This is a genomic window from Actinosynnema sp. ALI-1.44 (assembly GCF_001984155.1).
Taxonomy (GTDB): domain Bacteria; phylum Actinomycetota; class Actinomycetes; order Mycobacteriales; family Pseudonocardiaceae; genus Kibdelosporangium.
Genome location: NZ_MTQO01000049.1, coordinates 304102 through 329405, shown reverse-complemented (window position 1 = coordinate 329405; position 25304 = coordinate 304102). Strand labels below are relative to the sequence as shown.

Below are 25304 nucleotides of genomic sequence, written 5' to 3'. Positions count from 1 at the left end.
GTCGGGCGGAGCACCAGGGCAGAGGCTGAAGACTACCCATAGGGGCATGCTCTGTGAGAAGTCCTCATGTTGACGGCTTTCTCTACGAGCGCATGCCTTGTGTCGAACCGATCGTCAGAGCAGTCCGACGCGCTTGGCGATGGATCGGCCTGCCCAGCTGTCGGTGTCCTCCAGCAGTTGCTTGTTCAACTCCGGATGGGCGTCGAAGGCGTCCAGCGCCTCGCGGTGCGGCAGCGCGGCGGCCACCAGGGCGTCCGCGGCGTGCTTGCGGGCGTGCCAGCGTTCGATCGGCTCTGCCAGCGGCATCCGCCTGGTGGGGACCTGTTGGCCGAGCAGCAGGTAGTCGATGCCGAACAGGCCGAAGAACGTGGGCGCGATCCGGTTCAGCACGTCCTGCACCAGCACGTGGCGCTGGGACAGCGGCGCCCCGCCCGCGTACACCTCCAGCAACGTGTCGAAGCCGGAGACGTCCGCGGTGGCGCGGACCTCCTTCCAGAACGGGGTGTCCAGCCGTGTGTTGAACCGGTAGTGGATGGCCAGCAGCCACCGGATCGCGTTCCACTGCTGACCGAGGCCGGCGTTGACCAGTTCCCTCGGCGAGGGCTCAGACCAGGAGCCGGGCAGCGTGGACACCAGGCTGTGCACCGCGACCGCGATCATCAGCAGGCCGGTGGACTCCAGCGGTTCCACGAAGCCGTAGGCGTTGCCGATGCCCATCACGTTGCCCCGCCAGGATTTCTCGTGCCTGCCGGAGCGGAACCGGACCTGGCGCAGCCCGTCGACGCCGGGGTAGCGGCGGGCGAACTCGTCGGCGGCCTCCTGGTCGGAGATCGCGGCGGAGGAGTACACGTAGCCGCGGTGGTCGCTCTCGCGGGTGGGGATGCGCCAGCACCAGCCCGCGTTCATGGTGGTTGCCTGGGTGTAGGGCCGGAGATGACCGCCGTGGTCGATGTTCCCGGTGACCGCCGAGTCGGTGAACAGGCTGCTCGCGAAGCTGGTGAACGGTGTGCCCAGCGCCTGGCCGAGTAGCCGGGAGCGAAAGCCGGTGCAGTCCACGTACATGTCGAAGCGCAGCTCCCGGCCGTCGTCGGTGCGGACGTGGTCCACCCACTCCGCGCCGGAGACCACGACGTCCGCGAGGGTGGCCTCGACGTGGTGCACACCTCGTCGCCTGGCAAGGTCGGTCAGGAACGACACGAACCGACCGTTGTCCAGGTGGTAGGCGAACGGAAGGTACTTCATCAGTGAGACGGGACGGCCGTCGACGTCGAAGACCGCCGTCCTGTCCGCGACCATCATCGCCGAGCCCAGCGTCGAGCCGTTGATGTTCCCGGTGGCCGCCAGCGCGCCGAGCAGGCCGACCGAGTCCGCGGACCAGTCGAACGGTCCCATGAACCCGTCCGGATGCGGGCCCCAGTCGAACCTGATTCCCAGCTTCCAGGTCGGCTGGACGCAGCGGTACAGCTCCTCGGCGTCGATGTCGAGGTAGTGGTGCAGGAACAGGGTCAGGTAGGAGACGGTGGCCTCGCCCACCCCGATGATCGGGATCTGCCTGGACTCCACGAGCGTGACGTCCAGCCACGGTCGCTTCGCCTTCAGGGCCAGCGCGGTGAGGTATCCCGCCGTGCCGCCGCCGATCACCCCGATCCGGCGGATGGCCTGCGGATCGGCGTCGTCCGGCCGGGACAGGTCGCTCGGCACCGGGGCGAGCTCGCCGAGCAGGGCCAGTGGATCCGGCGTTTCGCCGCCGCCCAGCCAGGAGCGCACCGCCGCCGCTTCGCTCTCGCCGAGTGACTCCAGAACCGCGTGCAGTTCGGTGCGGTGTCCGGCGCCCATGCCGGCAGCGAGTTCCTTGTGATCCATTGTCAGCGCTCCATGACTCTTCCGGATGCCTCGGCAACCCACCTGTCCGGAACTTCCGTGGGACCAGAACGGTGCGCGGTCAGGCTCGACGCAGGCTCGACGCGTGCTGAGGCCGGACCGCCCGCCGGAGCCGGGACGCGGAGATAGGAAATTAGACATAGAAGGGATAGACTTAATAAGAACAATCATAGTAATGGCGTTGCGGGAGTTCAGCGGGCTGGTATCGGTGATCCAGTCGAAGGTCGGCACACCAAGGAGTTGGGACATGGATCTGGGGCTTGCGGACAAGCGGGTCATGATCACCGGCGCCACCCGGGGGATCGGTAAGGCGACCGCGCAGCTGTTCGCGGCGGAGGGTGCGCGCGTGGCGATCACCTATCACTCCGGCGCTGACGTGGCCGAAAAGCTGGTCGAGGACCTGGGCGGCGAGGACCGGGCGCACGCGGTACCGCTCGACCTGGCCGATCCGGCCTCGATTCGGGACGCGGTCGCCGCGGTCGAGGAGAAGTGGGGCGGTGTCGACGTACTGGTGGCGAACGCCCAGTCGTGGGTGTGGGTCGATCCCGGCCAGCTGCCGCCGTTCGAGGATCTGAACACCGATGAGTGGTTCTCCCTGATGCGTGCCAACGTCGAGGGACACATGCTGGCGGTGCAGGGCGCGTTGCGCGGCATGCGGGCGCGCGGCTGGGGCAGGATCGTGCTGCTGTCCTCGGTGACCGCCGAACTGGGCATGCCCGGCTCGGAGATCTACGGCGGCGCCAAGTCGGCGTTGCACGGCTTCGTCCGCGGCCTGATGTGGACAAGGGATGGCGTGCTGGCCAACGTGGTCGCCCCTGGCGGCACTCTCACCGAGAGCCTGCAGAACGTCGACCCGGAGATCGTCAAGCGCAGCGCTGACCGGACGCCCAGCGGCCGGCTGAGCACGCCGGAGGACGTCGGCCGGGTGATCCTGTTCCTGTGCTCGGAGGCCAACGGCAACGTCAACGGTGAAGTGGTGCGCACCGCGGGCGGCAGTTGACCTGGGCCGCCACGGCCGACGGTCAGGACGCGGCGTCCGGCGCGTGCGGACGGACGTCCAGCCGCCACGCGGCGTCCACAAAGGACCATTCGAAAAGGGTGGCGTGGCCGAGGTTGCCCAGCAGGGTCTCGCGGTCCTCGGCGCAGCCACGCTCGCCCACCTCAGTCACCAGGCCGACGAAGTCCTCGACCAGCGAGCCGTATTCCGCGCCTGGGTGAACCGACTCGATCCACTCGGCGTACCGGGAGCCGGGCACCCGGTGCCGCAGCAGGTCGTCGGTGACCAGTTGGTAGAGCCATGCCGACGGCAGCAGCGCGCCGAGGCCGGCGGCCAGTGAGGTCACCGCCGCCGAGGTGAGGAAGCTGATGTAGCCGAGCGTGGTCAGGGCGATCGGGGGAGCCTGCCTTGACTCCACGGTCAGACCGAGCCGGTGCACCGCGGCGTCGAACCGGGTGGTCTGGTCGGCGCGGTTCTCCAGGCAGATCAGCCCCAGACCGGCCAGCCGCCGCGCGTGGTCGTGCCCCGGGGCGAGCCCGGCACACCGGGACAGCGCCCGGCCGTAACCCGGCAGCAGGTAGGCCGAGTCCTGCCAGAAGAAGTGCAGGAAGACCAGTTCCGGCAGCGAACCGTCGCGCATCGCCCGGTGGTAGGGATGGTTGAGGATTCGGGCAGCCGCCGTGTCGACGACCCTTCGGAGTTCCGCACGGAACATGTCACCGTTCCCTTCGTCGGGGTGGTCGTTCACTCGGCGGGCCGCACGCTTTTCCGGCCGACCACCAGCGTTTCGTAGACGTCCAGCGATTGGCTGGTCACGCCGCCGAAACCGGCTGCTTCGACCAGGTGCCGCAGTTCGGTGACGGTGTACTCGGAGCCGCCCTCGGTGACCAGCAGCATGGTGATGCTGGCGGCCAGGTTCTCCACACTGCGTGGCTCGTCCGCCAGCATCCGGTCGTACACCAGCAGAGCACCGCCGGGGTTGACCGCGGGGTACACCTTGCGCACCAGCGCCTCCCGTTCGCCGGCCGTCCAGTCGTGCAGTATGTGGCCGAGGACGATTACGTCGGCGGTGGGCAGTGGGTCGACGAAGAAGTCGCCGGGGTGGAAGTGAACCCGGCCTGTCATCCCCACCTCGTCCGCGTACTCCGCGCACAGCGGGGCAAGCTGCGGCAGGTCGAACACATGCCCATCGAGGTTCGGGTACGCCGTCACCAACTGCGCCACCAGGTTGCCGCGGCAGCCGCCGACGTCGAGCACCGAGTGGTACGCCGACCAGTCGAACGTCCGGATGAGTTCGGCGCCGAGCACCTCGGTGAGCCCGTCCATCATCCGGGCGAACCGGTCCAGCATCGCCGGGTTGTCCACCATCTGCGCGAATGTGCCCTGAGCTTGTGGCTTGCCGGTGCGCAGGGCGTCGGCCAGACTGTCCCACACCGGGTAGCTGCTGAACTTGGCGCCGAGCAGAAATCCGTTGAGTGGGGCGTCGTGGCCGAGAACCAGGTAGCGGTCAGCGCCGGGCGTGTTGCGGTACTGGCCGTTGGTGTGTTCAACCAGGCCGAGCGCGCTGAGCAGACGCAGCCAGTCGGACAGACCACGGCCGTGCAGCCGCAGCCGGGCCTGGATCTCCTGTTCGGTGGCCGGGCCGGCGTGCAGGACGGTGAACAGGTCCAGCTCGACCGCGGTCAGCAGGGCCTGCGCGTCGCAGAAGGCGTTGCCCAGTCGCAGAATTCCCGCGGGAGTACGGACGTCCGGTCCGGTGCTCGTCATCACGCCTCCAGTCGTCGCCGCCGGTTTGTCGGCCTCGACCATCACGGGACGGCATGGAGGAACGCTCGACGGCGGCTGGTGGGCAGGCACGTTCGAGCGGTTCTCGAGTTCGGCGCCAGTGCGGCCGGCCAGAGTGCGCCCACGGCGTCCTGCCATCAGAACCGAGATGAGGTGCACGCCCGGTGAGCTTGTCCAAGCCCGTCAGCTACCCGTTCCCGTGGACCCCGCCGCTGGAGATTCCCGAACAGTGGCGGCATCTGCGGCAACAACCGATCCTGGAGGTCTGCCTGCCAAGCGGGGACACCGCACTGCTGGTCACCCGGTGTGCGGATGTCAAAGCGCTGTTCTCGGACACGCGGCTGAGCCGCAACACCGCGCGCCACCCCGATTCGGCACGGATCTCCGCCAACAACCAGCTGTTCGGCGACGCGAACATCGACTCGGACCCGCCGCGTTACCTGGCGGAACGCAGTGTGGTCACCCGTGCCTTCACCGCAAGGCGCATCGAGTCGCTGCGGCCGAAAGTGTGGGAGATCGCCAACGACCTGATGGACCAGCTGGCGGCTGGCCCCCGTCCGGCCGACCTGGTCAGCGCCTACGCGTTCCCCTTGCCGATCAGGGTGATCTGCCACCTGCTCGGCGTGCCCACGCGGGACCGGGACAAGTTCGTCGGAATGGTCAACGGCTTCATGTCCATCACCAGGCTGCCCGCCGAAGAGGTGGAGAGCTGCCGCACCGGGCTGTCCACCTACCTCACCGAGCTGATCGAGGCGAAACGCGACCACCCCGGTGAGGACCTGACCAGCCATCTGGTCAGGATCAGCGACGAGGACCAGAACACACTGTCGGCGTACCAGTTGCGACACTGGGTGCAGACGCTGCTGATCGCGGGCTACGTCACCACGGCGACGCAGATCGGCGTCAGCATGGCCATGCTGCTGCACCGCCCGCACATCGTGAAGGAGATCCAGGCCGACTTGTCCCTGGTGCCGTCCGCGGTCGAGGAGCTGATGCGCTACCAGGTCATGGGGTCCTCGATCGGATCTCTGCGGTACGCGCTTGAGGACATCGAGCTCTCCGACGGGTCGGTGGTGCCCAAGGGGGCCACCGTGATGCTCTCCGTGGAGTCCAACATGGACGAATCGGTGTTCCCGGATCCGTACACGATCGACATCCGGCGCAAGGAGAACAACCACCTGTCCTTCGGCTCCGGCATCCACTACTGCGCCGGCGCCGCCTTGGCGCGAATGGAACTGCAGGTCACCTACGAGGGGTTGCTGACACGGTTGCCGAACCTGACCCTGGCTGTGCCCGGCGCACAACTGCGCCGCGCGGAAGGTGGCTTCATCAACGGGTTCACCGAGGTTCCGGTCCAGTGGTAGGCCGGGGGAGGTGAACGCGATGCTGATCGATGCCGACCGATCCACCTGTGTGGTCAGCAGCCTGTGTGTGTACCGCGCGCCCGGGGTCTTCGACCAGGACGAGGACGGCCACGTCGTCGTTGTCGACCACGAACCGGCACCGGAGTTGCACGAGAGCGTCCGGCGGGCCGTGCGTGGTTGCCCCACCCAGTCCATCCGGATCACCGAGGACGACTGAGCCGTGTACCGAAGTCCCCGTCGGCCATGGCCGACGGGGACTTCGGTACACGGCAGGGTCTCAGAGCGCGATCTCCACGTGGTAGTGCTTGAGCCACGCGTTGAACTGGAGCGCCATCTCGGTGCTGGACCGGGTGTGCCACTCGTGCGTCACACCGGAGGTGTCCTTCACCGTCTGCTGGGCCGCCTCGATGTCGAGGAACGGCAGCACCGGCGACTGCGGGTCGGCGAGCACGGCGGCCAGTTCCCGGTGCAGAGCATGCGTGTAGGCGGGGTCCTGGGTCACCGGGTAAGGGCTCTTCGGCCGGTCCAGCACGGACTTGGGCACCAGGTCCCGCACCGCGGCGCGCAGCAGGCTCTTCTCCCGTCCGTCGAAGGTCTTGAGTGCCCACGGGGTGTTGTAGACGTACTCGACCAGCCGGTGGTCGCAGAACGGCACCCTGGTCTCCAGGCCGGAGGCCATGGCGAGCCGGTCGCCGCGGTCGAGCAACATGGGCAGCCAGCGGGTGAGGTGGCAGTAACTCAGCTCGCGCATGCGGTGGTCGACGACACTCTCGCCGTCCTGGTGCGGGGTCTGCGCCAGCGTCTGCTGGTAGTTGTCCGCGTAGTAGCGAGTCATGTCCAGTTTGTCGAGGAAGCCGCGGTCGAACAGTTCCCGGCCGTGCCCCTTGCGACAGCCTCGGTGCCGCTTCTCCGACGCCACCCAGGGAAAGGTCTCCGCGGCCACCAGTTCAGGGTCGTGCAACCACTTGAACCCGCAGAAGATCTCGTCCGCGGTCTCCCCGGTGAGCGCCACGGTGGAATGCTCGCGAGTGGCCCTCAACATCAGGTACAGCGAGGTGTCCATGTCTCCCAGCATGGTAGGCATGTCCTGGGCCACCATGGCCGCGTGCCGGGCGGCGGGGTCGATCAGGTCGGCGCTGCCCAGCACGATGTCGGTGTGGTCGGCGCCGACATGCCGGGCCAGTTCGGCAGCGTACGGCGCGTCTGGCGTGTCCCGCTGGTCGTCGGGGCGGAAGTTCTCGGCGTAGCCGACGAAGTTCGCGGTGATGGTGCGTACCGGTCCGTCGCCCATTGCCAGGCGCGCCTGCTGCGCCAGTGCGGTGACCGTGCTGGAGTCGATACCGCCGGAGAGCGTGGTGCACAAGGGCACGTCCGCGACCAGTTCCCTCGTGACGATCTCCGCCAGCATCGAGCGGATCTTCGCGACGGTGGTGTCCAGATCGTCGGTATGCGGTCGGGCCCGCAGCGTCCAGTACTCGCGCTGGGTGAGTCCGTCTGCGTTCACCGTGAGTGTGTGGCCCGGCAGCAACTGGTGCATGTCCCGGAACACCGTCCGGCCGGGGACCTTGGCTGTGGAGAACACCTCGCGCAGGCCGTCCGCGTCCACCGCCGGCCGAACCGCCGGGTGGGCCAGCAGCGCCTTCGGCTCGGAGCCGAACAGCACGCCCGTCGGCAGCCGGGTGTAGAACAGCGGCTTGATCCCCATCCGGTCGCGGACCAGCACCAGCTCCTGGCGGCGGATGTCCCAGACGCCGAAGGCGAACATCCCCTCCAGGTGCGATCCGCAGTCGGCGCCCCATTCCAAATAGGACCGCAGCACCACCTCGGTGTCGCTGCGGGTCCGGAACCGGTGCCCGGCACCCTCCAGTTCGGTCCGCAACTCGCGGAAGTTGTACACCTCGCCGCTGTAGCTCAGCACGGCGATCGGCTTGCCGTCCTGCTCGGCCACCATCGGCTGGATGCCGCCGGCCAGGTCGATCACCGAGTTGCGGGTGTGTCCGAGACCGGCGTGGCCGGCCAGCCACAGGCCGCGGGCGTCGGGGCCGCGGCTGGCCAGCGCGTTGGTCATGGCGTCGAGGGTCGGCCGCTCCCCGGTGAGGTCACGGCCGAAATCCACCCAACCAGCGATTCCGCACATGCGGGGCTCCTCGTGGTCGTCGTTGCCCTCAGGGTGGCCACACCGTCTCGGAACCGGCTCGACCGTTGCTCGACCTGCCGGCGTCCACATGAGAAACGGCGCCGCCGCCCCGGGTTGGGGCTACGGCGCCGCGCTGACTCAGGCCGTCAGACCGGGACTGCCTCGAGCACATGGACGTTGAAGGACTCGTGCAGCCGGGTGACCTCGCCGAGCCGCAACCCCGCGGCCTCGAACAGACCCTGGAACTGGGCCAGGGTGCGGATCACGCCGGGGAACGTGGCCATGATCGCCACGTCCTGCACGGCGGAGGCCAGATCGGGCTCGCTGCCCGGCTCACCGTCCTCGGGGACCACGGAACCGAGCATCACCACTCGCCCGCCCGGCGCCATGACCTCCCGGCAGTTGCGCAGGATCGTCACGCAGGACTCGTCGTCCCAGTCGCACAGGATGTTCTTCAGTACGTAGGCGTCCCCGCCGGGCGGGACCGCGGCGAGGAAGTCGCCGGTGGTGATCTCGCAGCGGTCTGCTACTCCGGCTGCGGCGAGGACGGTTGGTGCGTCGTGTACGCCGCTGGTGGTGTCGAACAGTGTGGCGTGTAGGTGTTTGTGGGCGTTGAGGATTGCTGAGAGCAGTGCGCCGTTGCCGCCGCCGATGTCGACGATGTGGGTGAAGTGGCTGAAGTCGTAGCCGGTGACGATGGTGGCGTTGTTGGCGTGGGTGTTGGTGCTCATTGTGCTGTGGAAGAGCGCGGCCAGTACGGGGTCGTTGTCGATGTAGTCGAAGAAGCTGGTGTTGTGGACGATTTCGAAGGCTGGTCGGCCTTGGCGGACGGCGTCTTCCAGTGCGCCGAACGCTTGCCACACAGCCGGGTGCGTGTGCCAGGCGTCGTGTACTTTTGCCTGCCATGGTGAGTCTGTGCCGAAGATTCGGCCGACTGGGGTGAGCGTGTAGCGGCCTTCTTGGTCGCGGGTGAGCATGCCGACGGCGACGGCGGCCCGGAGCAGTTGACTGAAGTAGTTCGGGTCGGCGCCGACGGCTGCGGTGAGTTCTGCCGCCGTTTTCGGCGACTCCTGGACCAGGTCGGCGACGCCGAGCCGGGCGGTGGTGCCTGCGATCTGGGAGATGGTGAAGCCGTAGACCAGCGGCAGGATCTGGCTCATCTCGGGCAGTGCCACCGTTGTCTGGGGTGCGCTCATCGATTCTCCTGACAGTTCTGGGCACCGGCGCCGATCAGACCGGGACCGCCTCGAATGCGTGGAACAGGAACTGGTGGTGCAGGGGCGTGACCTCGGCGAGCTTCAGGCCCGCGCGCGCGAACAGCGCTTCGTGCTCGGCGATCGATCGGGTCGAGCCGGAACAGATCGCCATGATCGCCACGTCCTGGATGGCCACTGACAGGGCGTCGGCCGGGTCCGCGGTTTCCTGCTCGGGCATCACCGAGCCGAAGACCACGATCCTGCCGCCCGGCGCCATGGCGTTGCGGCAGTTGCGTAGGATCGTCACGCAGGACTCGTCGTCCCAGTCGTGGATGACGTTCTTGAGCAGGTACGCGTCGGCGCCGGTGGGCACGGATCTGCGGAAGTCGCCGGTGGTGATCTCGCAGCGGTCTGTTACTCCGGCTGCGGCGAGGACGGTTGGTGCGTCGTGTACGCCGCTGGTGGTGTCGAACAGTGTGGCGTGTAGGTGTTTGTGGGCGTTGAGGATTGCTGAGAGCAGTGCGCCGTTGCCGCCGCCGATGTCGACGATGTGGGTGAAGTGGCTGAAGTCGTAGCCGGTGACGATGGTGGCGTTGTTGGCGTGGGTGTTGGTGCTCATTGTGCTGTGGAAGAGCGCGGCCAGTTCGGCGTTGCTGTCGATGTAGTCGAAGAAGCTGGTGTTGTGGACGATTTCGAAGGCTGGTCGGCCTTGGCGGACGGCGTCTTCCAGTGCGCCGAACGCTTGCCACACAGCCGGGTGCGTGTGCCAGGCGTCGTGTACTTTTGCCTGCCATGGTGAGTCTGTGCCGAAGATTCGGCCGACTGGGGTGAGCGTGTAGCGGCCTTCTTGGTCGCGGGTGAGCATGCCGACGGCGACGGCGGCCCGGAGCAGTTGACTGAAGTAGTTCGGGTCGGCGCCGACGGCTGCGGTGAGTTCTGCCGCCGTTTTCGGCGACTCCTGGACCAGGTCGGCGACGCCGAGCCGGGCGGTGGTGCCTGCGATCTGGGAGATGGTGAAGCCGTAGACCAGCGGCAGGATCTGGCTCATCTCGGGCAGTGCCACCGTTGTCCTGGGTGTGCTCATCGTTGTCCGACCGCCTCGAGCGCGTGGAAGAGGAAGGGGCAATGCAGGGGCGTGACCTCGGCGAGCTTCAGGTCGGCGCGCGCGAACAGCGCTTCGTGCTCGGCGACCGTCCGGATCGAGCCGGGGCACATCACCATCATCTCGATGTCCTGGACCGCCACAGCCAGGGCGTCCGCCGGGGTCACGGTGTCCCGTTCGGGCATCACCGAGGTGAACACCACGATCCTGCCGCCCGGCGCCATGGCGTCCCGGCAGTTGCGCAGGATCCGTACGCAGGATTCGTCGTCCCAGTCGTGGATGACGCTCTTGAGCAGGTACGCGTCACCACCGGGCGGCAGTGCGGTGAAGAAGTCGCCCGCGACGATCTCGCACCGGTCTGCCACTCCCGCCTCGGCGAGCACGGCCTGTGCCTGCGCCAGGGCACCCGGCGAGTTGAACAGCGTGCCCCGGACACCCTCGTTGGCCGCCAGGATCGCGGACAGGAAGGTGCCGTTGCCGCCACCGCAGTCCACCACATGGCCGAACCGGCCGAAGTCGAAGTGCGTCAGAATTGCCGGAACCTGGACCGCCGTCCCGGTGGCCATCGTCTCGTGGAAGTGACCGGCCAGCGTGCTGTCGGTGTCCAGGTAGTCGAACACGCCGGCGCCGTTGACCAGGTCGAACGACGGCTTCCCGGTGCGCACGGCGTCTTCGAGCGATCCCCATGCCTGCCACACGGCGGGATGGCTGTGCATGGCGTCGTGCACCCGCGCGTTCCACGGCGAGTCACCGCGGAACAAGCGGCCCAGTCTGGTGAGCTGGTACCGGTCCTCTCCGATGACGAGCAGCCCGGCCGCTTCCGCGGCTCGCAGCAGCCTGCGCAGGCAGTCGTGGTCGGCGCCGGTGCCGCCCACCAACTCGTCCAGGGTCCGGCTGGAGTTCCCGATGAGGTCCGGCACTCCGAGGCGTGCGGTCGTCCCGGCGATCTGCGAGATCGCGAACCCGAGGATCAGCGGCAGGAACTCTTCGGTTTCCGGCAGGTCAGCATCCGCTTCTCGCATGAGTCACTCCCAGCGGGGTGGAGGGTGTCCGGCTCATGCTGGTGCGAGAGAGTCGACGGCCGCTCGAACCGCGCTCGATCACCGGCCCGCCCGCTTACTCGTCGTCGCGCTCCGCGCCTCGGTAGCGGTACAGGTTGTCGGTCATCTTCTTCTTGAAAGGGGGCAGATGGTTGGCCACCCGCATCCCGGTCCGCATGCCGGCCAGCACGAGCCTGCCGATGACCGGCTTGTGCACGGGGTTGTCGCCACTCTGCTGCTTGCGCGAGTCGAGAACGGCCTTGAACCCGTAGTCGATCATCCTGGTCTCGTACCGGCGCACCGCGTCGAGCAGGGACAGTTTGCCGTCCCTCGCGTCGGTCAGCCTGCGAGTCAGCAGGGCGGCGTCCCGCAGCGCCGTGTTGGCGCCGACGCCGCGACCCGGTGTCATGGTGTGGATGGCGTCGCCGAGCAGCGTGACATTCGTGGTGGTCCAAGCGGGAATCGGCTCTGATGTGGCCTGATCGATCACCACGGCGGTGCTGAGGTCGGTGTGATCCAGCAGGGTATGGAACACAGGGGCCCAGTTGGGCGTCATCTGCCGTACGCGCTCGACCAGATCCTCACCGCGCAACCGCGTCACGTCCTCGCCGAAGCGCTTCGTCGACGCGGCGAAGCCCCAGTTGATGTAGTCGTGAGTGTTGTCGTAGAGCAATCCCGGCCATTGCTCGATCAGCTCGGCGTCGGTGCCGCCGATGCCGGACTTCACCTTGCCGTCGGTGCCCCACGGGAACTCCATCACGTGGAGGATCCCGAAGTAGCCCTTCGGCGCGAAGATCGTGGAGATGCCGTAGCGAATCTTGGGCGGCAACAGCTCCCTGGTCTGCTCGGTCAGCGCGACCTTGGCGCCGACCGAGATGATGCCGCTGGAGACGACCTTGGCGTGCGGCAGGTACTGCCTACGCACTCGTGAGCGGGTGCCGTCCGCGGCGACCAGCAGATCGCCGGTGGCCGATGTGCCGTCGGCGAAGAACGCGGTGACCGCACCGTCCGGGTTGGTCTCGTAACGTTCGAAGGTCTTGCCGAAGTGCACGATGTCCTCGACGCCGGTGAGCAGCACCTGCCGCAGCGTCATCCGGCTGACCGACTTCTCGCTGTTCACCGCGTCGGCTTCGTCGCGCAACCGCAGCGAGAGCACTTCGTTGAGGCGCTCGTCGAGCATGTTGAAGTACCGCGGACCGCGCGCGCAGGTGGCGACGAAGGTGTCATAAAGGTCCTGCGGCAGACACTGATGCAGTGCGCGGCTGCCGTCCGGGTTGATGCCGACCCGGTAGCCGTACAGGCCGTCGGAGCGGGTGCGGTCCCGCTCGTACACCGCGACGCTGATACCCGCCTGTTTGAGGCCGTGCGCCAGGCACATTCCGCCGGTGCCTGCGCCAATCACGATCACGTGGAACGGCTTGGCCATGATCCGGTACTCCCTGGGTAAGAGGACGGGGGCTCGAGTGGGCGCTACTCGGTGGATAGTAGGACCTTATATGAACAGTCTTAATATGTCTATCTCAAGTATGGCGTCCGTGCTTGCTTCCCGTTCGAGCGCGGTTCCAGCCGGGCTGGGCACTGTGCGTTCAGACGCCCCGTGCCGCCATGCCGTTGGCACGAAGGAGGATGCGAGATGCTCGATGCTCAAGAACCCATGAAGTTCCCGTCCCCGAGCGTCCCAGGACTGGGGTTCGACCCCTTGGTCGACGGCCTGCACCAGGTCGACGGCCTGCGCCGAGCGGTGCTGCCCTACGGCCGGCCCACCTGGCTGGTCACTCGCCACGAGGACGTCAAGGCGGTGCTCACGGACAGCAGGTTCAGCCGCGCCAGGGCCGTCGGGCCGGGCGAGCCACGCATCGTGCCCTTCGTGCAGCAGGCCAACGTGTTGCTGATCAGCGACGGACCGGAACACGTGCGGCTGCGCCAGTTGCTCGCGAGCGCGTTCTCCGTGCGCGGCGTGGAACGGCTCCGGCCGCGAACCCAGGAGATCGTCGACGAGCTGCTGGACGAGTTGGAACGTGCGCGGCCGCCGGTCGAACTGGTGGAGTCCTTCGCGCTGACCGTGCCCGTGTTGGTGATCTGCGAGTTGCTCGGAGTGCCGCCCGAGCGGCAGCCACGACTGCGCGCACTGGCCGACGCGTTCTGGGTTCCCAAACTCGCGGAGTTCACCGACGAAGTGGTCGACGGTTTGCGCAGGGAACTGTATGAGTACCTGCGTGAGTTGGTGCGCGGGCAACGCGCGGAGCCTGGTCCGGGGCTGCTCGGCGCGCTGGTGCGCAAGGGCCAGGCGACCGACGACGACCTGCTCGCCATCACGGTCACCATGCTCGTGGCAGGTCATGAGGCCATCGCCGATCAGATCGCCAACATCGTCTACCTGCTGCTGACCCGGCACGAGCTGTTCCGCGAGTTGCGGGCGCACCCGGAGTCGTTGCCGCACGCGGTCGAGGAGTTGCTGCGCTTCGTCCCGCTCGGTGTCGGTACTGGCCTGCCCAGGGTGGCCACCGAGGACGTGACGGTGGGTGGCACGCTGGTCCAGGCTGGCGAGTACGTCCTGCCGATGATGAGCGCTGCCAACCGCGACGAGGCAGCGTTCGACCAGCCGGACCGGCTGGACATCACGCGCGAGGACAGCGGCCACATGACCTTCGGGTTCGGGGCCCACCGCTGCCTCGGATCGGTGCTGGCGCGAATGGAGCTCCAGGTGGCGATCGGCTCCCTGCTGCGCCGGTTTCCCGCACTGGCCCTGGCCGACCCGGTCGACGGGGTGCGGTGGATCAGGGGAGGGCTGGTCCGCGCTCCGCAGACGCTCAAGGTGACCTGGTAGGCCTCAAGCCGACGCCCGCGGCCACAGTCTCCAGCACGGCGACTGTGGCCGCGGGCGTCGGCTGCTCGTGCATCTCCCGGCGCACCGCCGCTGCCGCCTTGCGCCGGGTGTCGTCGGTCAGCAGGCGCTCCACTTCCAGCCGGATCCGTTCGCTGGTGGCCTCGGGCCGGCTGAGCACCTCGCCGGCTCCCGCGTTGAGCACGCGGCCCGCGTGTCCCAGGTGGTCAGGCAGTTGCGGCACCAGCAGCATCGGCAGCCCGGCCCACATCGTGGTGAGCACCGTGCCCGCCCCGCCGTGCGCCACCACCAGGTCGCAACCCGGCAGCACCCGGTACAGGGGAGCCCCCACCATGACCCGCGTCTCGTCGGGCAGCCCGCCGAGCATCGGGCGCTGCTCCCGGCTGGCCACGACAACGACCTCCACACCGGTACCCGCGAGCGCGGAGCCCACCGCACCGGCGAGGTAGCGGGCCGGGGCCAGCTTGGCAATGGTGTGCCCCCAGGTCACGCACACCCTCGGCCGCCCGATGGAGGGCGGCTGGGTGACGGGTCGGCTGTCCTGGCCGTTGTACGGGACGTATCGCAACGGCACGCGGGAGTAGGCGGCGGGCAGTTGCAGGCTGGGCGGAGTTGGATCCACCGTGCACACGCCGAACGGGTCGAAGTCGGTCACGCCATGGCGTTCGGCCAGCGGCCCGAGTGCTGATGGCAGCAGTGGACGGGCGCGCAGCAACAGGTCCGTGCCGTAGAGGTGGCGTACCGCGGGCACACCCACCGCGGCCGCGGCCAGCGGGCCGGCGAGCGCCGTGGGTTCGAAGACCACCACGTCGGGCCGCCATTGCCTGGCCAGTGCCACCAGACCGTCCGCCATGGACTCGGCGTGCGCGAGCAGCATCCGCAGTGCGCGGGGTCCCTTGCCCTGTCCTGGCTCAGCCACCGTTTCGTTTGCAGTGGACGGAAGGAGGTAGTCGCGGATCATGCCGACCGTGTCGACGTCGGTGCCGACGGTGGCGGCCGGAAGCCCCGTGCGGGAGATCTCCTGCGTGAGCGCGGGCTGACTGGCCACCAGCACCTCGTGGCCCGCGCTCCGGCACGCCCAGGCCAGTGGAACCAGGGCGTAGAGGTGTGACGGCCAGGCCCACGTGGTGAACAGCACTCGCATGTCGTGACCCATCCTTCCCGGAGCGGCGGGCACACCCATCCAGCCCGCGGTGGCTCGGGAGCGGCTCGAAGTCCGCTGAGCGGTGGTCGGACCGCGCGTTGCGGGCCTACGGCAGGGTCGTAACGAGGCCGGGTTGGTTGGTGACCAGCGCATGGTGCAGCCGCTTCATGGACGGCGACGGCTCCAGCCCGAGCTGTTCGCTCATCACCTTGCGGAACCGGACGTACTCCGCGAGCGCCTCTCCGCGCCGGTCGCAGCGGTGGAGGGCGATCATCAACTGCCGGTAGAAGACCTCGTGGACGGCGTGCGTCCTGGTCAGCTCCTTGAGCTCGCTGATCACCTCCCGGTGCTGGCCCAGCCGCAGATCGGCCTCGATCTTGGTCTCCTGTGCGCGCAGCCGGGTCTCCTCCAGCCGGACGACCCGCGCCGAAAGCTGCTGGCCGGTCTCGACCCCGGCCAGTGCGGGTCCTCGCCACAGCGCCAGCGCACGGGCGCACGCCGTTGCCGCGTGTCTGGCCTCGCCGCGCTGCAGGGCTGCGGTGCCGTCCTTGGTGAATTGCTCGAACCAGTGCAGGTCCACCGTGCCCGCGGGGATGCGAGCCAGATAGCCTTTGGGACCCGTCACCAGCAACTTCTGGCTGGTGTCGCCATCGTCGCCGCCGAGTATTTTGCGAAGCTTGTGAACGTAAGTGCGTATTGTCGGAATCGCACTACTTGGTGGTCTATGACCCCAGAGTTCGTCGACTATTTCCGGCGCCTGTACGAGGCTGTTGCCCCGGAACACCAGCAACGCGGCGAGCGTGCGCAGCTTGGGAGCCGCCGGAGTGAGGTCCCGGTTATCCCGCTGTATGCCGAATGGGCCGAGTACCTGAAATGCGTAACTCATCGTAATCCCCCATGGTGTTGTGTACAGCACCGCTCCCGAAGCGGTGACCCGGAGGCGTGCCACCTGGACTGGCGGATTCGTGTGGTCGTTGCCACAAGTTCTTATGTGGACAGTAGCAGGTTGAGTTCTCTGTGGGAGTCAACCAGTTCAGGGTTTTTGCGGAGGCGGTTATTGAGCTGTTCGGCGACTGCGGGTGAGATGCTCGGCGAATGGACCGACAGATCGGTGCCTTTGGGAAGTACTGACGCGGCAGATCGTTGGTGTTCTCATTGGTGCCGCGTTGCCAGGGCGCGTGCGGATCGCGGCAGTAGATCCGCATGCCGGTGGCCGGGCCGCCTCGGCCTGGGCCCGCCGCCGGGGGGTTTGCGCAGCGCCCGCCCGGGTCGGCCAGGTTCGCGATCTTCGGCCGACGGGCCCGCTGCCACGACGCCCGGTCCGCGGCGACCGCCCGATAGACCGCACGGCCACCGTTGTCGTCGACCGCACGACTGATCGTGCCGGGATCACGCCCAACTCACGAGCGATCCCGCGGATCGAATGCCCCGCGCTGAACCCAAGCCGCGCAGTTTGGTCGTCATGGCAAGAAGTGGACGGCGATGTCCTGTTTCTGTCATGCGTCAGAACAAAACCCCAAAGGGGGGCTTGACAATTGTATTGTTCGTCCCAAGGCGTATACCTGCCACGGCGCCTAAGATATCGACCGGCGTCGATGGTGGGGTGGAGACCTTTCTCACTCTGGATTAGGCCGCACAATAGGCGTTGTGGCCGCCGCGGCGTCTCGAGTTGCCTTCATGACGAGAGTCTCGATTAGTAAGACATCGCGCGGTTGTTCATTCCCCGCGAGGCGGCGGAGTGCGCGTCCGTTGCGCTCGGGTTGAGCCGCGGTCGAGCGTCGTTCAAGCGCATGGCGCAACTGTTGGCTTCCGCTCGTTCCCGACTCGCCAACTGGAGCCAACCGAAGGTGCGCCATGGTCGCTGCTGTCGTTTCGGTCGTGTTGCTCACCAATGGGCTCGCTGCGGGTGTGCTGACGGGCACGCTGCTTGGTGGCTGGCCGCTGCTGTCGTCGCTGCCGCCGGACCGATACGTGCAGGCACATGCGTTCTTCTCCACCCGCTACGACCCCTTCATGCCGATCTGCCTGGCCGCCACCGCGATCGGTGATCTGGTGCTGCTGGTCGCGGTACCCGCGGCCGGGCCGCGCGGTCTGTACGCGGCAGGTGCGGTGCTCACTCTCGCCTCGATCACCATCTCGTTGGTCGTGAACGCACCCGTGAACCGGTGGATGCGCACGCTCGACCCGGACAACCTGCCCGCTGACTTCGCCCAATGGGATCCGCGGCCGCGCTGGGCGGCGTGGAACCGGGCGCGCACGACGCTGACTGTCCTCGCCCTGTTCGTCAACTGTGCGGCCATCGCGCTGCTGATGGAGGCCGGGCGGAGTTGAGCGGCTCACCGAACCCAGGCGGGAGCGCGAACGGCTTCCGCGAAGTCCCCGTACGAGGGAGGACCGATGGATCTCGGCCTGAAGGGCACGAAGGCGTTGGTGACCGGCGGCGCCCGGGGTGTGGGGCGCGGGGTGGTGCTCGCGCTGGCCCGCGCCGGTGTCGACGTGATCACCTGCTACCGCCAGGACAGTGAGTGGGTGGCCTCCCTGCACCGAGAGCTGAAGGGAATCGGTGGCGGCCACCACGTGCTGCGCGCCGACATCGCCGATCCGGCCCAGTTGGACGGGCTGTTCCAGGAGGTGACCGACCGGTTCGACAGCCTCGATCTGGTGGTCAACAACGCGGCGACGATCAGCCATGTGCCGTATCAGGACCTCGAGCTCGCTGAGTGGCAGCGCGTCGTGGACACCAACCTGACGGCGGTGTTCCGCACCATCCAGCTGGCACTGCCGCTGCTGTCCGAACGTGGCTCGGTGATCAGTATCGGGTCCAAGTCCACTGAGGTCGGTGTCCCGCTGCGGGCGCACTACACCGCGACCAAAGCGGCGCTGTGCGGGCTGAACCGATCGCTGGCCAAGGAGTTCGGCAAGCGCGGTATCCGGTTCAACGTACTGGCCCTCGGCATGATCGAGACCGAGGCGTGGCGCGAGCTGCCCGCCGAGCGAGCCGAGGCGATGCGCGCCCGCTACCAGGGCATGACCGCGCTGGACCGGCTCGGGACACCGGAGGAGGTCGCCGGCGCGGTGCTGTGGCTGGCAAGCGACCTGTCCCGGTACGTCACGGGCGCCACCATTCACGTGGACGGCGGTATCTCCTGAGCGAACGGCAGTCACTCGTGAAATGATCCCACGCGAAGATCATATTTTGTGCTGTCCTGACCGTGCGAAGATCATGTTCGAGTAGCGGCTTGCGGTCCTTCGTGTTGGCCGTTTTCCGATTCTGTGGCCGAAATGTTTTCTGGGGAAGGATGTGGCAGAAACAGCGTTTCTGCTTTGTTTCCCGTTTCCCGCTCGCTAGTATCCTCGGCACCCCGTAAGGGGTGGAAAGGGTGCATAGGGATACATCCGATGAACTCCCGTCCGGAGTTCGGGTGGATCTGTGCGAGGGGGAGGCAGGAATAGTGAGGACAAGAAGTGCGCGCGCACACGGCCTGACAGGTCGGCGCAGTGCGTGGATGGCACTCGGCGCGGTGGCCGCGCTGATGGTTTCCGGCCCGGCCGTCGCGGCCGAGGCAGCGAAGCGCATCTACTTCGTGGACTGCGCGACAGGTGACGACGCCGGCTCCGGGCTGGATCCGAGCCGTCCTTGGCGGACCCTCGGGCGGGTCAACAGCCTGCTGTTCCGGCCAGGTGATGTCGTCGCGTTCCGCGCCGGCACCACCTGCGTCGGCACGCTGGCGCCGCGGGGCTCCGGCACCAGCGCGAGACCGATCACCGTGACGTCCTACGGGTGGGGGAGCAAGGCCCGTATCGACGGGCAGGGCGCTTCCGCGGCGATCCTCCTGCACAACGTGCAGGGGTGGACACTGCGTGACCTGGACGTCACCAACACCGGGCCGGTGCCGGCGGCAGGCCAGCAGCGGGTGGGAATCGCCGTGCTGCTCGAGGACTACGGAGTCGGTCACGACTACCGGATCACCGGGGTGGACGTGCACGACGTGAACGGCTGCGACTGCCGCTACCCGGTGACCAGCGGGGGCATCGTGTTCTACGCGGGCGGCTCGGCCGTGCCCACCGGCCTCGACGGCGTCGAGGTGCGTGACACCACCGTCAGGCACGTCGACCGGGTCGGCATCGGGATCATCTCCACCTGGCAGCGGCGGCCGACCTACCCGAACGGACCAGGCACCGGGTACGCGCCGATGACCAGGGTGCGCATCGACGGAAACCACCTCACCGATATCGGCGGCGAAGGAATTACCGTCTTCAACGGTTCCGGTGCGGTCATCCAGGACAACGTGGTGAACGGATTCAACGAACGGTCCGGCGACTTCAACTCCGGTGCCTACCCGTGGAACTCCGACAGCACGATTTTCCGGGGCAACGACGTGTCCAACGGCAAGGGCACCGCGATGGCCTTCTCGGTGGACGGCGGCGACCGCGGTACCGTCTTCGAGCACAATTTCAGTCACGCCAACAATGGCGGTTTTCTGTTGGTCTGCGCCGAGCGGGATGCGACGACAGAGAACACCGTGGTCCGCTACAACATCAGTCAGAACGACGTGGGCGCCACCCAACCGCTCGGCGTGATCTCCATGCTCTGCGGCGACGCGCCGAACACCCAGATCTACGGCAACACTTTCTACGCACCGACAAGCGCACGGCTGGTGAACAACTTCAGCCCGGTCACGGCGCGGCTCACCGACAACGTGTTCGTGGGTATGCCTGCCGGCTCTGCGATCAACGACCTGAACGGCAGCTACACGAACAACCTGTTCCATAACGTGTCCACGGTGCCGCAGCGCGCGCTGTACTCGGTGTTCGGTGATCCGCTCTTCGTCGCGGCAGGCACGGCGACCGCGCGCCACACGGCGCAGGGCTATCAGTTGCGCCGGGGGTCGCCTGCGCTGTCAGCCGGGATTCCGGTGCCCGCCGACGGCGGCACTGACTTCTTCGGCTACCCCATCCCCCGCAGGTCGCCCCACATCGGCGCCTACACCGGCCCGGCCCGGTGAACGTCCGCCTGCCAGCGAGGTGACCGCGACTCGCCAGCCGCACCCAGCCGATCATCTCCGGCTGGAGCGGCTGAGCAGCAGGGCGGTCTGGAAGCCGCCGAAGCCGCTGCCCACGCTGAGCACGGTGTCCATGGCGTGGTCCCGTGCGACGCACGGTACATAGTCCAGATCCAGTTCAGGATCGGGATTGTGCAGATTGGCCGTTGGCGGCACGACTTGGCGGTCCAGCGCCAGCGCGCACGCGGCGATCTCCAGCGCGCCGATCGCGCCCAGCGAGTGACCGATCATCGACTTGATCGAGCTCACCGGCACCTGGTACGCGCGCTCGCCGAGGCTTCGCTTGAACGCCGCGGTCTCGTGCCGGTCGTTCTGCTGGGTGCCGGAGCCGTGCGCGTTGATGTAGTCGATGTCCGAGGCGGCGATCCGGCCCCTGTCCATCGCGCACCGGATCGCTTCGGCCATCTCCCGGCCATCGGCCTTCAGCCCGGTCATGTGGTAGGCATTGCTCCGGCTGGCATAGCCATCGATCTCGGCGTAGACGCGGGCGCCGCGGCGATGTGCGGCGGCGCTCTCCTCGAGCACCATGACCGCCGCGCCCTCACCGAGCACGAACCCGTCCCGGTCGCGGTCGAACGGCCGGGAGGCGTGCTCGGGGTCCGCGTTGTTCGTCGAGGTCGCTTTGATCGCGTCGAACGCGGCCGAACTGATCGGGGACACCGGTGCGTCGGTGGCTCCGGCGATCACCACGTCCGCGGACCCCTCCTCGATCAGGAGGGCACCGTGTCCCACCGCGTCCAGCCCCGAGGTGCAACCGGTGGAGATCAGCGCCGTGGGGCCTTCCGCGGCCACCTCCCACGCCACCTCGACGGTCAGCGTGCTTGGCACCATGTGGCCGTACAGATGGGGCACCGCATAGTGGTGGTCGACCAGCCAGTGCCTGCCGTCGTCGGACACCACGGCGTACTCGGTCTCCAGTCCGACCGTGCACCCGACCGCGCTGCCGATACTGACCCCGATCCGCCCCGGGTCGACCGTTTCCAGGTCCAGGCCGCTGTCGGTGACCGCCTCGCGCGTGCACACCACGCCGAACTGCGCCGCCCGGTCCATCCGCCGGACCTGCCGGGAGGACAGCTGATGGGCCAGCGGGTCGAAGTCCACCTCCGCGGCGATCTGGGACCGGAACGGGCTGGGGTCGTACAGCGTGATCCGCCGGGTGGCGGTCCGGCCCGTGGACAGCAGTTCCCAGTACGCGGCGATGCCGATGGCTCCAGGGGACACCACGCCGATGCCGGTGATGGCGGCCCGGCGGCTCATCCGAGGCCGCCAACGCCGGGCTGCGGCGCCGCCGAGGCCACCGGTGGCTCGATGTCGACGTGGCCCAGTTCGGGACGCGGCGCCAGCGGGGACAGGTGGAACACGAGGTGTGCCGTCCGCGCGCCGGTGTTGACCACCCGGTGCCGCATCGCGATCGGGATCAGCACCGACTCGCCCGCCTGCACGTGTAGTCGCTCACCGTCCACTGTCATGGTCAGGTCACCGGTGATGAGGTGGACGAACTCCTCCGAGTACGGGTGGTAGTGCTCGGTGACCACCTCGCCGGGAGCCAGCCACATCACGCCGCCGAACCCGGAGGTGCTCCGCGCTGTCTTCGGGCTGAGGGTGACCCGCAGGTCGCCGCCACGACGCCGGTTGGGTGTCACGTCGTCGGCGTGCACCTTGAACACGCGGGCGTTCACAGTTGCCTCCCTTGCTGCGAGGACCACACGTAGAAAGGCGTGGCCATGGCGTCCTTGGGTTCCTGCCAGTTCGGGTCGTACGGGGTGACCAGGGTGGCCAGGCGTTCGTGGATGTCCTGGTACAGCGGATGTTGCCTGGCCCGGTACAGGTCGGGGCTGATGTCCCTGTCCGCTTCGGCCAGGTGGAAGTACAGGTCGTGGAAGGTGAACAGGGTGCGCCGGGACACCCCCACCAGGTGCGGTAGCTCCGTCGTGTCCGACTCGGCGAACACCTCGGCTATCTCGCCGGGGTCGTCGGTCTTCAGCCTCGCCACGATCAGCGTGCGGTGCACGGTCTGCCTCCTGCGAGTCGTGGTCCAAGTGGCGCGAGCATCGTCGCCGGGAGTGCTGGAGAGCGGCTCGATTCGCGCCGAAACCGGTCCGGCAGGCCGCCTACCAGCCGATCGCGCGGTCGCCGCGGAGGAACATCCCCGTCGGGCCGTCGTCGGGAAGGGTGGCGGCGTCCGCGATGTCCCGCGCCGCTTCCTCCGGCCGCTGGAGTGCCGCCGGCATCATCCTCGTCCGCGTCTGCCCCGGGTTGACCGCGTTCACCAGTACACCGGTGCCCTGAGTGCTCGCGGCGAGCATGGTGGTCAGCCCGTTGAGCGCGGTCTTGGACACCGAGTAGCCCGGCGCACCGGAGAACAGGCCGACGCTGAACGACCCGGTGGCGCTGGAGACGAACACCACCCGGCCCCAGCCCCGGCGGACCATGTCCGGCACGAACGCCTGCGCCAGCCGCCACGAACCGAGCAGGTTGACGGCGACCGTGCGCTGGACCAGGTCCAGCGGCACCGACAACGGATCGGTTCCCGCGTCCAGCAGCACACCGGCATTGGACACCAGGACGTCGACATGGCCGATGGCGTCGTGGGCGCGCCGCACGCTGACCTCGTCGGTCACGTCCAGCTGGTGCGCCCGCACGTTCGAGCCCAGCTCTTCGGCGGTCCGCGCGGCGTCGGCCGCCCGCCGGGCGGTGACCACCACGGCCAGCCCGCGGAGGTGCAGTTCCGCGGCCACAGCACGACCCAGTCCCCGGTTGGCGCCCGTGATCAGCGCGACCCGATGTTCGTCCACTTAGGCCTCCACTACGCGGTTGCACTCGGCGGAGACGGTCGCACCGGCGGCTCGACGCCGGCTGGTGCGCGAGTGGCGACGGGTGCCGTTGACCCGGTTTCGAGTCCGCGGTGAGGCGGCGCAGGCACCGTGGGATCGGACAGACCGGCCAAGAGCGAGGAGGCCTCGATGACTCCCAACGGCGGGCGTGGTGACGAGCAGAAGGCGGACGCGTCGACGAGCACGCCACCCGCACCTCCGCACACCCTCGCTGAGCTGGCTGGCGCGATCGCACGGGATGGCGTGGAGTTCCTGCTGGTGATGTTCGTGAACCTGCATGGGAAGGCATGCGCGAAACTCGCCCCGGTGTCCACAGTGGAACAGCTGGTGACGGAGGGGCTCGGCTTTGCCGGGCACGCCGCCGACGGACTCGGCCAGTCGCCGGCGGACCCGGATGTGGTCGCCGTCCCGGATGTGTCGTCCTACCAGTTGATCCCCCTGCAGGACGGGCTCGGCGTGGTGCAATGTGACCTGTACGTCGAGGGGCGGCGGTGGCCGTACGCGCCGCGATGGATACTGCGCGACCAACTCGCCGCACTGGCCGAACGGGGCTGGGAACTGCGAGTGGGCGCGGAGCCGGAGTACTTTCTGGTGCGCCGCAACGCCGACGGCGTCGTCGCGGTGGCCGACGACCTCGACACGGCGACCTCGCCCTGTTACGACGCCAATGCCGCCACCAGGGCGTTCGACCACCTGTCCACGCTCAGCCGGGCGATGAACGAACTGGGCTGGGGCAACTACTCCAACGACCACGAGGACGCCAACGGGCAGTTCGAGCACAATTTCGGGTACACGGACGCGTTGCGCACCGCGGACCGGGTGGTGGTGTTCCGCCAGCTGGCGCGGATGGCCGCACAGCGGTCCGGGCTGCTCGCCACCTTCATGCCCAAGCCGTTCGCCCACCTCACCGGCAGCGGACTGCACCTGCACATGAGCATGTGGGAGGGAAACAGCCCGCTGTTCGCCGATCCCGCCGACGAGCGAGGGCTTGGCCTGTCGGCAATGGGCTACGGGTTTGTCGGAGGGCTGCTGCGTCATGCGCCGGGGCTGCTCGCGATGACCTGTCCGACGGTGAACTCCTACAAGCGGATCGGCGCGGGCTCGGCTACCGCGTCCGGATCGAGTTGGGCGCCCGGCTACGCCAGCTACGGCGGCAACAACCGCACTCACCTGGTCCGTGTGCCCGCTGCGGGCCGGGTGGAGGTGCGGTGCGTGGACGCCGCGGCCAACCCGTACCTGGCCATCGCCGGCATCGCGGCGGCCGGTCTCGACGGTGTCGACCGCGGCGAGGATCCCGGTCCGCCGGTCGTGGGCAACCTGGAGGCCGGTGCGGGCCGAACCGGGCTGAGCCCACTGCCGCCGACCCTGTCGCACGCGGTTGACGAGCTGGTGCGTGACGACGTGCTGCGCGCCGGCTTCGGAAAGGTGCCAGGCAGTGCGCACCCGGACTACGTCGACTACTACGCCGCGGTCAAGCGCGCCGAGTTCGACGAGTACCACCGCCAGGTCAGCGCCTGGGAGTTGGAGCGCTACCTGCTGGCCTGACCGTGCCGCGCAGAGCTCGGCACCTCCTCGATCCAGGACACGCCAGTGGAACCGTCCACGCGGTGCCACTGCTCGCGCAGCCGGATCCGGCCGTCCTGAAGCACCTGCGGCACGCTGACGCACTCCCCGGCCACGATCCGGCCGTCGTCGAGCACCTGGCCGTACACCAGGTGCAGCACGCCCTCCGGGGTACACCGGCCGACCAGCCGGCCCGTGCGCACCTTGCCGCCGGAGAACTCCGCCCAAACGAGGTCCTCGTGCTGGTGGTAGTGGCCGGTGGGCACGTCGTCGCCAGATGCGGTCTCGGCCGCGCTGGACCGGAACGCGCGGCCGTCGTAGTCGATCGCCGTGCCGTGCCGTTGCGCTGCCAT

General features: G+C 68.2%; 23 protein-coding genes and 1 pseudogene. 8 read left to right on the top strand and 16 right to left on the bottom strand.

The window, feature by feature from the left end; all coding sequences use genetic code 11:
* Nucleotides 1-114: 114 nt before the first annotated feature.
* Nucleotides 115-1863, bottom strand: a complete 1749-nt coding sequence (locus tag ALI144C_RS31480) for a tryptophan halogenase family protein (RefSeq protein ID WP_076990796.1) — start codon at nucleotides 1861-1863, stop codon at nucleotides 115-117.
* Between the two features lie 265 nt (nucleotides 1864-2128).
* Here ALI144C_RS31480 and ALI144C_RS31475 point away from each other — a divergent pair, with 265 nt between their 5' ends.
* Nucleotides 2129-2881 (top strand): SDR family NAD(P)-dependent oxidoreductase, encoded by a 753-nt coding sequence (locus tag ALI144C_RS31475; RefSeq protein WP_076991009.1) that lies wholly within the window; start codon nucleotides 2129-2131, stop codon nucleotides 2879-2881.
* A 22-nt stretch (nucleotides 2882-2903) separates the two neighbouring features.
* Here ALI144C_RS31475 and ALI144C_RS31470 read toward each other — a convergent pair whose 3' ends face one another.
* Nucleotides 2904-3593, bottom strand: a complete 690-nt coding sequence (locus tag ALI144C_RS31470; protein WP_143230981.1) for a TenA family protein — start codon at nucleotides 3591-3593, stop codon at nucleotides 2904-2906.
* Between the two features lie 29 nt (nucleotides 3594-3622).
* On the bottom strand, nucleotides 3623-4645 hold the full coding sequence (locus ALI144C_RS31465; protein WP_076991008.1) for a methyltransferase: 1023 nt from the start codon (nucleotides 4643-4645) through the stop codon (nucleotides 3623-3625).
* A 182-nt stretch (nucleotides 4646-4827) separates the two neighbouring features.
* Here ALI144C_RS31465 and ALI144C_RS31460 point away from each other — a divergent pair, with 182 nt between their 5' ends.
* The gene (locus tag ALI144C_RS31460) at nucleotides 4828-6027 is read left to right on the top strand and encodes a cytochrome P450 (RefSeq protein ID WP_076990794.1); all 1200 of its coding nucleotides are present in this window, start codon (nucleotides 4828-4830) and stop codon (nucleotides 6025-6027) included.
* A gap of 19 nt (nucleotides 6028-6046) precedes the next feature.
* Complete coding sequence (locus ALI144C_RS31455) at nucleotides 6047-6244, top strand: ferredoxin (RefSeq protein WP_076991007.1); 198 nt, start codon at nucleotides 6047-6049, stop codon at nucleotides 6242-6244.
* A 60-nt stretch (nucleotides 6245-6304) separates the two neighbouring features.
* Here the strand turns inward: ALI144C_RS31455 and asnB are convergent, their stop codons facing one another.
* From asnB to ALI144C_RS31430, 5 genes are all read right to left on the bottom strand, one after another.
* Entirely contained in the window at nucleotides 6305-8164 is a 1860-nt protein-coding gene (asnB, locus tag ALI144C_RS31450; RefSeq protein WP_076990793.1) for an asparagine synthase (glutamine-hydrolyzing), read from the bottom strand.
* Between the two features lie 146 nt (nucleotides 8165-8310).
* Nucleotides 8311-9360: a methyltransferase gene (locus tag ALI144C_RS31445; protein WP_083753550.1), complete on the bottom strand. Its 1050-nt coding sequence runs from the start codon at nucleotides 9358-9360 to the stop codon at nucleotides 8311-8313.
* A gap of 34 nt (nucleotides 9361-9394) precedes the next feature.
* On the bottom strand, nucleotides 9395-10444 hold the full coding sequence (locus ALI144C_RS31440; protein ID WP_083753549.1) for a methyltransferase: 1050 nt from the start codon (nucleotides 10442-10444) through the stop codon (nucleotides 9395-9397).
* A complete protein-coding gene (locus ALI144C_RS31435) occupies nucleotides 10441-11484 on the bottom strand; it encodes a methyltransferase (RefSeq protein WP_076990790.1) in 1044 nt (347 codons plus the stop codon). Before ALI144C_RS31435 ends, ALI144C_RS31440 begins: the two co-directional genes overlap by 4 nt.
* A gap of 94 nt (nucleotides 11485-11578) precedes the next feature.
* Complete coding sequence (locus ALI144C_RS31430) at nucleotides 11579-12928, bottom strand: FAD-dependent oxidoreductase (protein WP_076990789.1); 1350 nt, start codon at nucleotides 12926-12928, stop codon at nucleotides 11579-11581.
* 207 nt (nucleotides 12929-13135) lie between these two features.
* Here ALI144C_RS31430 and ALI144C_RS31425 point away from each other — a divergent pair, with 207 nt between their 5' ends.
* Nucleotides 13136-14329: a cytochrome P450 gene (locus tag ALI144C_RS31425; RefSeq protein WP_076990788.1), complete on the top strand. Its 1194-nt coding sequence runs from the start codon at nucleotides 13136-13138 to the stop codon at nucleotides 14327-14329.
* On the opposite strand, the gene ALI144C_RS31420 is transcribed toward ALI144C_RS31425, so the two are convergent.
* The 3 genes and pseudogenes from ALI144C_RS31420 to ALI144C_RS57885 form a co-directional block, all read right to left on the bottom strand.
* Entirely contained in the window at nucleotides 14313-15491 is a 1179-nt protein-coding gene (locus ALI144C_RS31420; RefSeq protein ID WP_076990787.1) for a nucleotide disphospho-sugar-binding domain-containing protein, read from the bottom strand. The genes ALI144C_RS31425 and ALI144C_RS31420 overlap by 17 nt on opposite strands.
* A 106-nt stretch (nucleotides 15492-15597) precedes the next feature.
* Nucleotides 15598-16377 (bottom strand): AfsR/SARP family transcriptional regulator, encoded by a 780-nt coding sequence (locus ALI144C_RS31415; protein WP_076990786.1) that lies wholly within the window; start codon nucleotides 16375-16377, stop codon nucleotides 15598-15600.
* Nucleotides 16378-16478: 101 nt separating this feature from the next.
* Nucleotides 16479-16702, bottom strand: a pseudogene (locus tag ALI144C_RS57885) (IS30 family transposase); the annotation flags it as partial.
* A 643-nt stretch (nucleotides 16703-17345) separates the two neighbouring features.
* On the opposite strand from ALI144C_RS57885, the gene ALI144C_RS31405 reads away from it, so the two are divergent.
* The 3 genes from ALI144C_RS31405 (at nucleotide 17346) to ALI144C_RS31395 (ending at nucleotide 20497) form a co-directional block, all read left to right on the top strand.
* Nucleotides 17346-17822: a DUF1772 domain-containing protein gene (locus tag ALI144C_RS31405; RefSeq protein ID WP_076990785.1), complete on the top strand. Its 477-nt coding sequence runs from the start codon at nucleotides 17346-17348 to the stop codon at nucleotides 17820-17822.
* 66 nt (nucleotides 17823-17888) lie between these two features.
* On the top strand, nucleotides 17889-18641 hold the full coding sequence (locus ALI144C_RS31400; protein ID WP_076990784.1) for an SDR family NAD(P)-dependent oxidoreductase: 753 nt from the start codon (nucleotides 17889-17891) through the stop codon (nucleotides 18639-18641).
* 356 nt (nucleotides 18642-18997) lie between these two features.
* A complete protein-coding gene (locus tag ALI144C_RS31395) occupies nucleotides 18998-20497 on the top strand; it encodes a right-handed parallel beta-helix repeat-containing protein (protein WP_076990783.1) in 1500 nt (499 codons plus the stop codon).
* Between the two features lie 51 nt (nucleotides 20498-20548).
* Here ALI144C_RS31395 and ALI144C_RS31390 read toward each other — a convergent pair whose 3' ends face one another.
* The 4 genes from ALI144C_RS31390 to ALI144C_RS31375 all read right to left on the bottom strand — a co-directional run bounded on the left by ALI144C_RS31390 (nucleotide 20549) and on the right by ALI144C_RS31375 (nucleotide 23349).
* A complete protein-coding gene (locus tag ALI144C_RS31390; RefSeq protein WP_076990782.1) occupies nucleotides 20549-21811 on the bottom strand; it encodes a beta-ketoacyl-[acyl-carrier-protein] synthase family protein in 1263 nt (420 codons plus the stop codon).
* On the bottom strand, nucleotides 21808-22233 hold the full coding sequence (locus ALI144C_RS31385) for a cupin domain-containing protein (protein WP_076990781.1): 426 nt from the start codon (nucleotides 22231-22233) through the stop codon (nucleotides 21808-21810). Before ALI144C_RS31385 ends, ALI144C_RS31390 begins: the two co-directional genes overlap by 4 nt.
* Nucleotides 22230-22565: a TcmI family type II polyketide cyclase gene (locus ALI144C_RS31380; protein WP_076990780.1), complete on the bottom strand. Its 336-nt coding sequence runs from the start codon at nucleotides 22563-22565 to the stop codon at nucleotides 22230-22232. Before ALI144C_RS31380 ends, ALI144C_RS31385 begins: the two co-directional genes overlap by 4 nt.
* Before the next feature lie 100 nt (nucleotides 22566-22665).
* A complete protein-coding gene (locus tag ALI144C_RS31375; protein WP_076990779.1) occupies nucleotides 22666-23349 on the bottom strand; it encodes an SDR family NAD(P)-dependent oxidoreductase in 684 nt (227 codons plus the stop codon).
* A 168-nt stretch (nucleotides 23350-23517) separates the two neighbouring features.
* Between ALI144C_RS31375 and glnT the strand changes: the two genes are divergently transcribed.
* Complete coding sequence (gene glnT / locus ALI144C_RS31370; RefSeq protein ID WP_083753548.1) at nucleotides 23518-24933, top strand: type III glutamate--ammonia ligase; 1416 nt, start codon at nucleotides 23518-23520, stop codon at nucleotides 24931-24933.
* Here the strand turns inward: glnT and ALI144C_RS31365 are convergent.
* A complete protein-coding gene (locus tag ALI144C_RS31365; RefSeq protein WP_076990778.1) occupies nucleotides 24918-25304 on the bottom strand; it encodes a hypothetical protein in 387 nt (128 codons plus the stop codon). The two genes, glnT and ALI144C_RS31365, sit on opposite strands and share 16 nt — an antisense overlap.

Bases quoted from the DNA above. Each gene is read 5' to 3' on its own strand.
- ALI144C_RS31470 (WP_143230981.1), bottom strand. From the start codon at position 3,593: ATGTTCCGTGCGGAACTCCGAAGGGTCGTCGACACGGCGGCTGCCCGA.
- ALI144C_RS31480 (WP_076990796.1), bottom strand. From the start codon at position 1,863: ATGGATCACAAGGAACTCGCTGCCGGCATGGGCGCCGGACACCGCACC.
- ALI144C_RS31415 (WP_076990786.1), bottom strand. From the start codon at position 16,377: ATGAGTTACGCATTTCAGGTACTCGGCCCATTCGGCATACAGCGGGAT.
- ALI144C_RS31430 (WP_076990789.1), bottom strand. From the start codon at position 12,928: ATGGCCAAGCCGTTCCACGTGATCGTGATTGGCGCAGGCACCGGCGGA.
- glnT (WP_083753548.1), top strand. From the start codon at position 23,518: ATGACTCCCAACGGCGGGCGTGGTGACGAGCAGAAGGCGGACGCGTCG.
- ALI144C_RS31365 (WP_076990778.1), bottom strand. From the start codon at position 25,304: ATGGCAGCGCAACGGCACGGCACGGCGATCGACTACGACGGCCGCGCG.
- ALI144C_RS31390 (WP_076990782.1), bottom strand. From the start codon at position 21,811: ATGAGCCGCCGGGCCGCCATCACCGGCATCGGCGTGGTGTCCCCTGGA.
- ALI144C_RS31455 (WP_076991007.1), top strand. From the start codon at position 6,047: ATGCTGATCGATGCCGACCGATCCACCTGTGTGGTCAGCAGCCTGTGT.
- ALI144C_RS31405 (WP_076990785.1), top strand. From the start codon at position 17,346: ATGGTCGCTGCTGTCGTTTCGGTCGTGTTGCTCACCAATGGGCTCGCT.
- ALI144C_RS31465 (WP_076991008.1), bottom strand. From the start codon at position 4,645: ATGACGAGCACCGGACCGGACGTCCGTACTCCCGCGGGAATTCTGCGA.
- ALI144C_RS31395 (WP_076990783.1), top strand. From the start codon at position 18,998: ATGGCACTCGGCGCGGTGGCCGCGCTGATGGTTTCCGGCCCGGCCGTC.
- asnB (WP_076990793.1), bottom strand. From the start codon at position 8,164: ATGTGCGGAATCGCTGGTTGGGTGGATTTCGGCCGTGACCTCACCGGG.
- ALI144C_RS31445 (WP_083753550.1), bottom strand. From the start codon at position 9,360: ATGAGCGCACCCCAGACAACGGTGGCACTGCCCGAGATGAGCCAGATC.
- ALI144C_RS31440 (WP_083753549.1), bottom strand. From the start codon at position 10,444: ATGAGCACACCCAGGACAACGGTGGCACTGCCCGAGATGAGCCAGATC.
- ALI144C_RS31425 (WP_076990788.1), top strand. From the start codon at position 13,136: ATGCTCGATGCTCAAGAACCCATGAAGTTCCCGTCCCCGAGCGTCCCA.
- ALI144C_RS31435 (WP_076990790.1), bottom strand. From the start codon at position 11,484: ATGCGAGAAGCGGATGCTGACCTGCCGGAAACCGAAGAGTTCCTGCCG.
- ALI144C_RS31420 (WP_076990787.1), bottom strand. From the start codon at position 15,491: ATGCGAGTGCTGTTCACCACGTGGGCCTGGCCGTCACACCTCTACGCC.
- ALI144C_RS31400 (WP_076990784.1), top strand. From the start codon at position 17,889: ATGGATCTCGGCCTGAAGGGCACGAAGGCGTTGGTGACCGGCGGCGCC.
- ALI144C_RS31475 (WP_076991009.1), top strand. From the start codon at position 2,129: ATGGATCTGGGGCTTGCGGACAAGCGGGTCATGATCACCGGCGCCACC.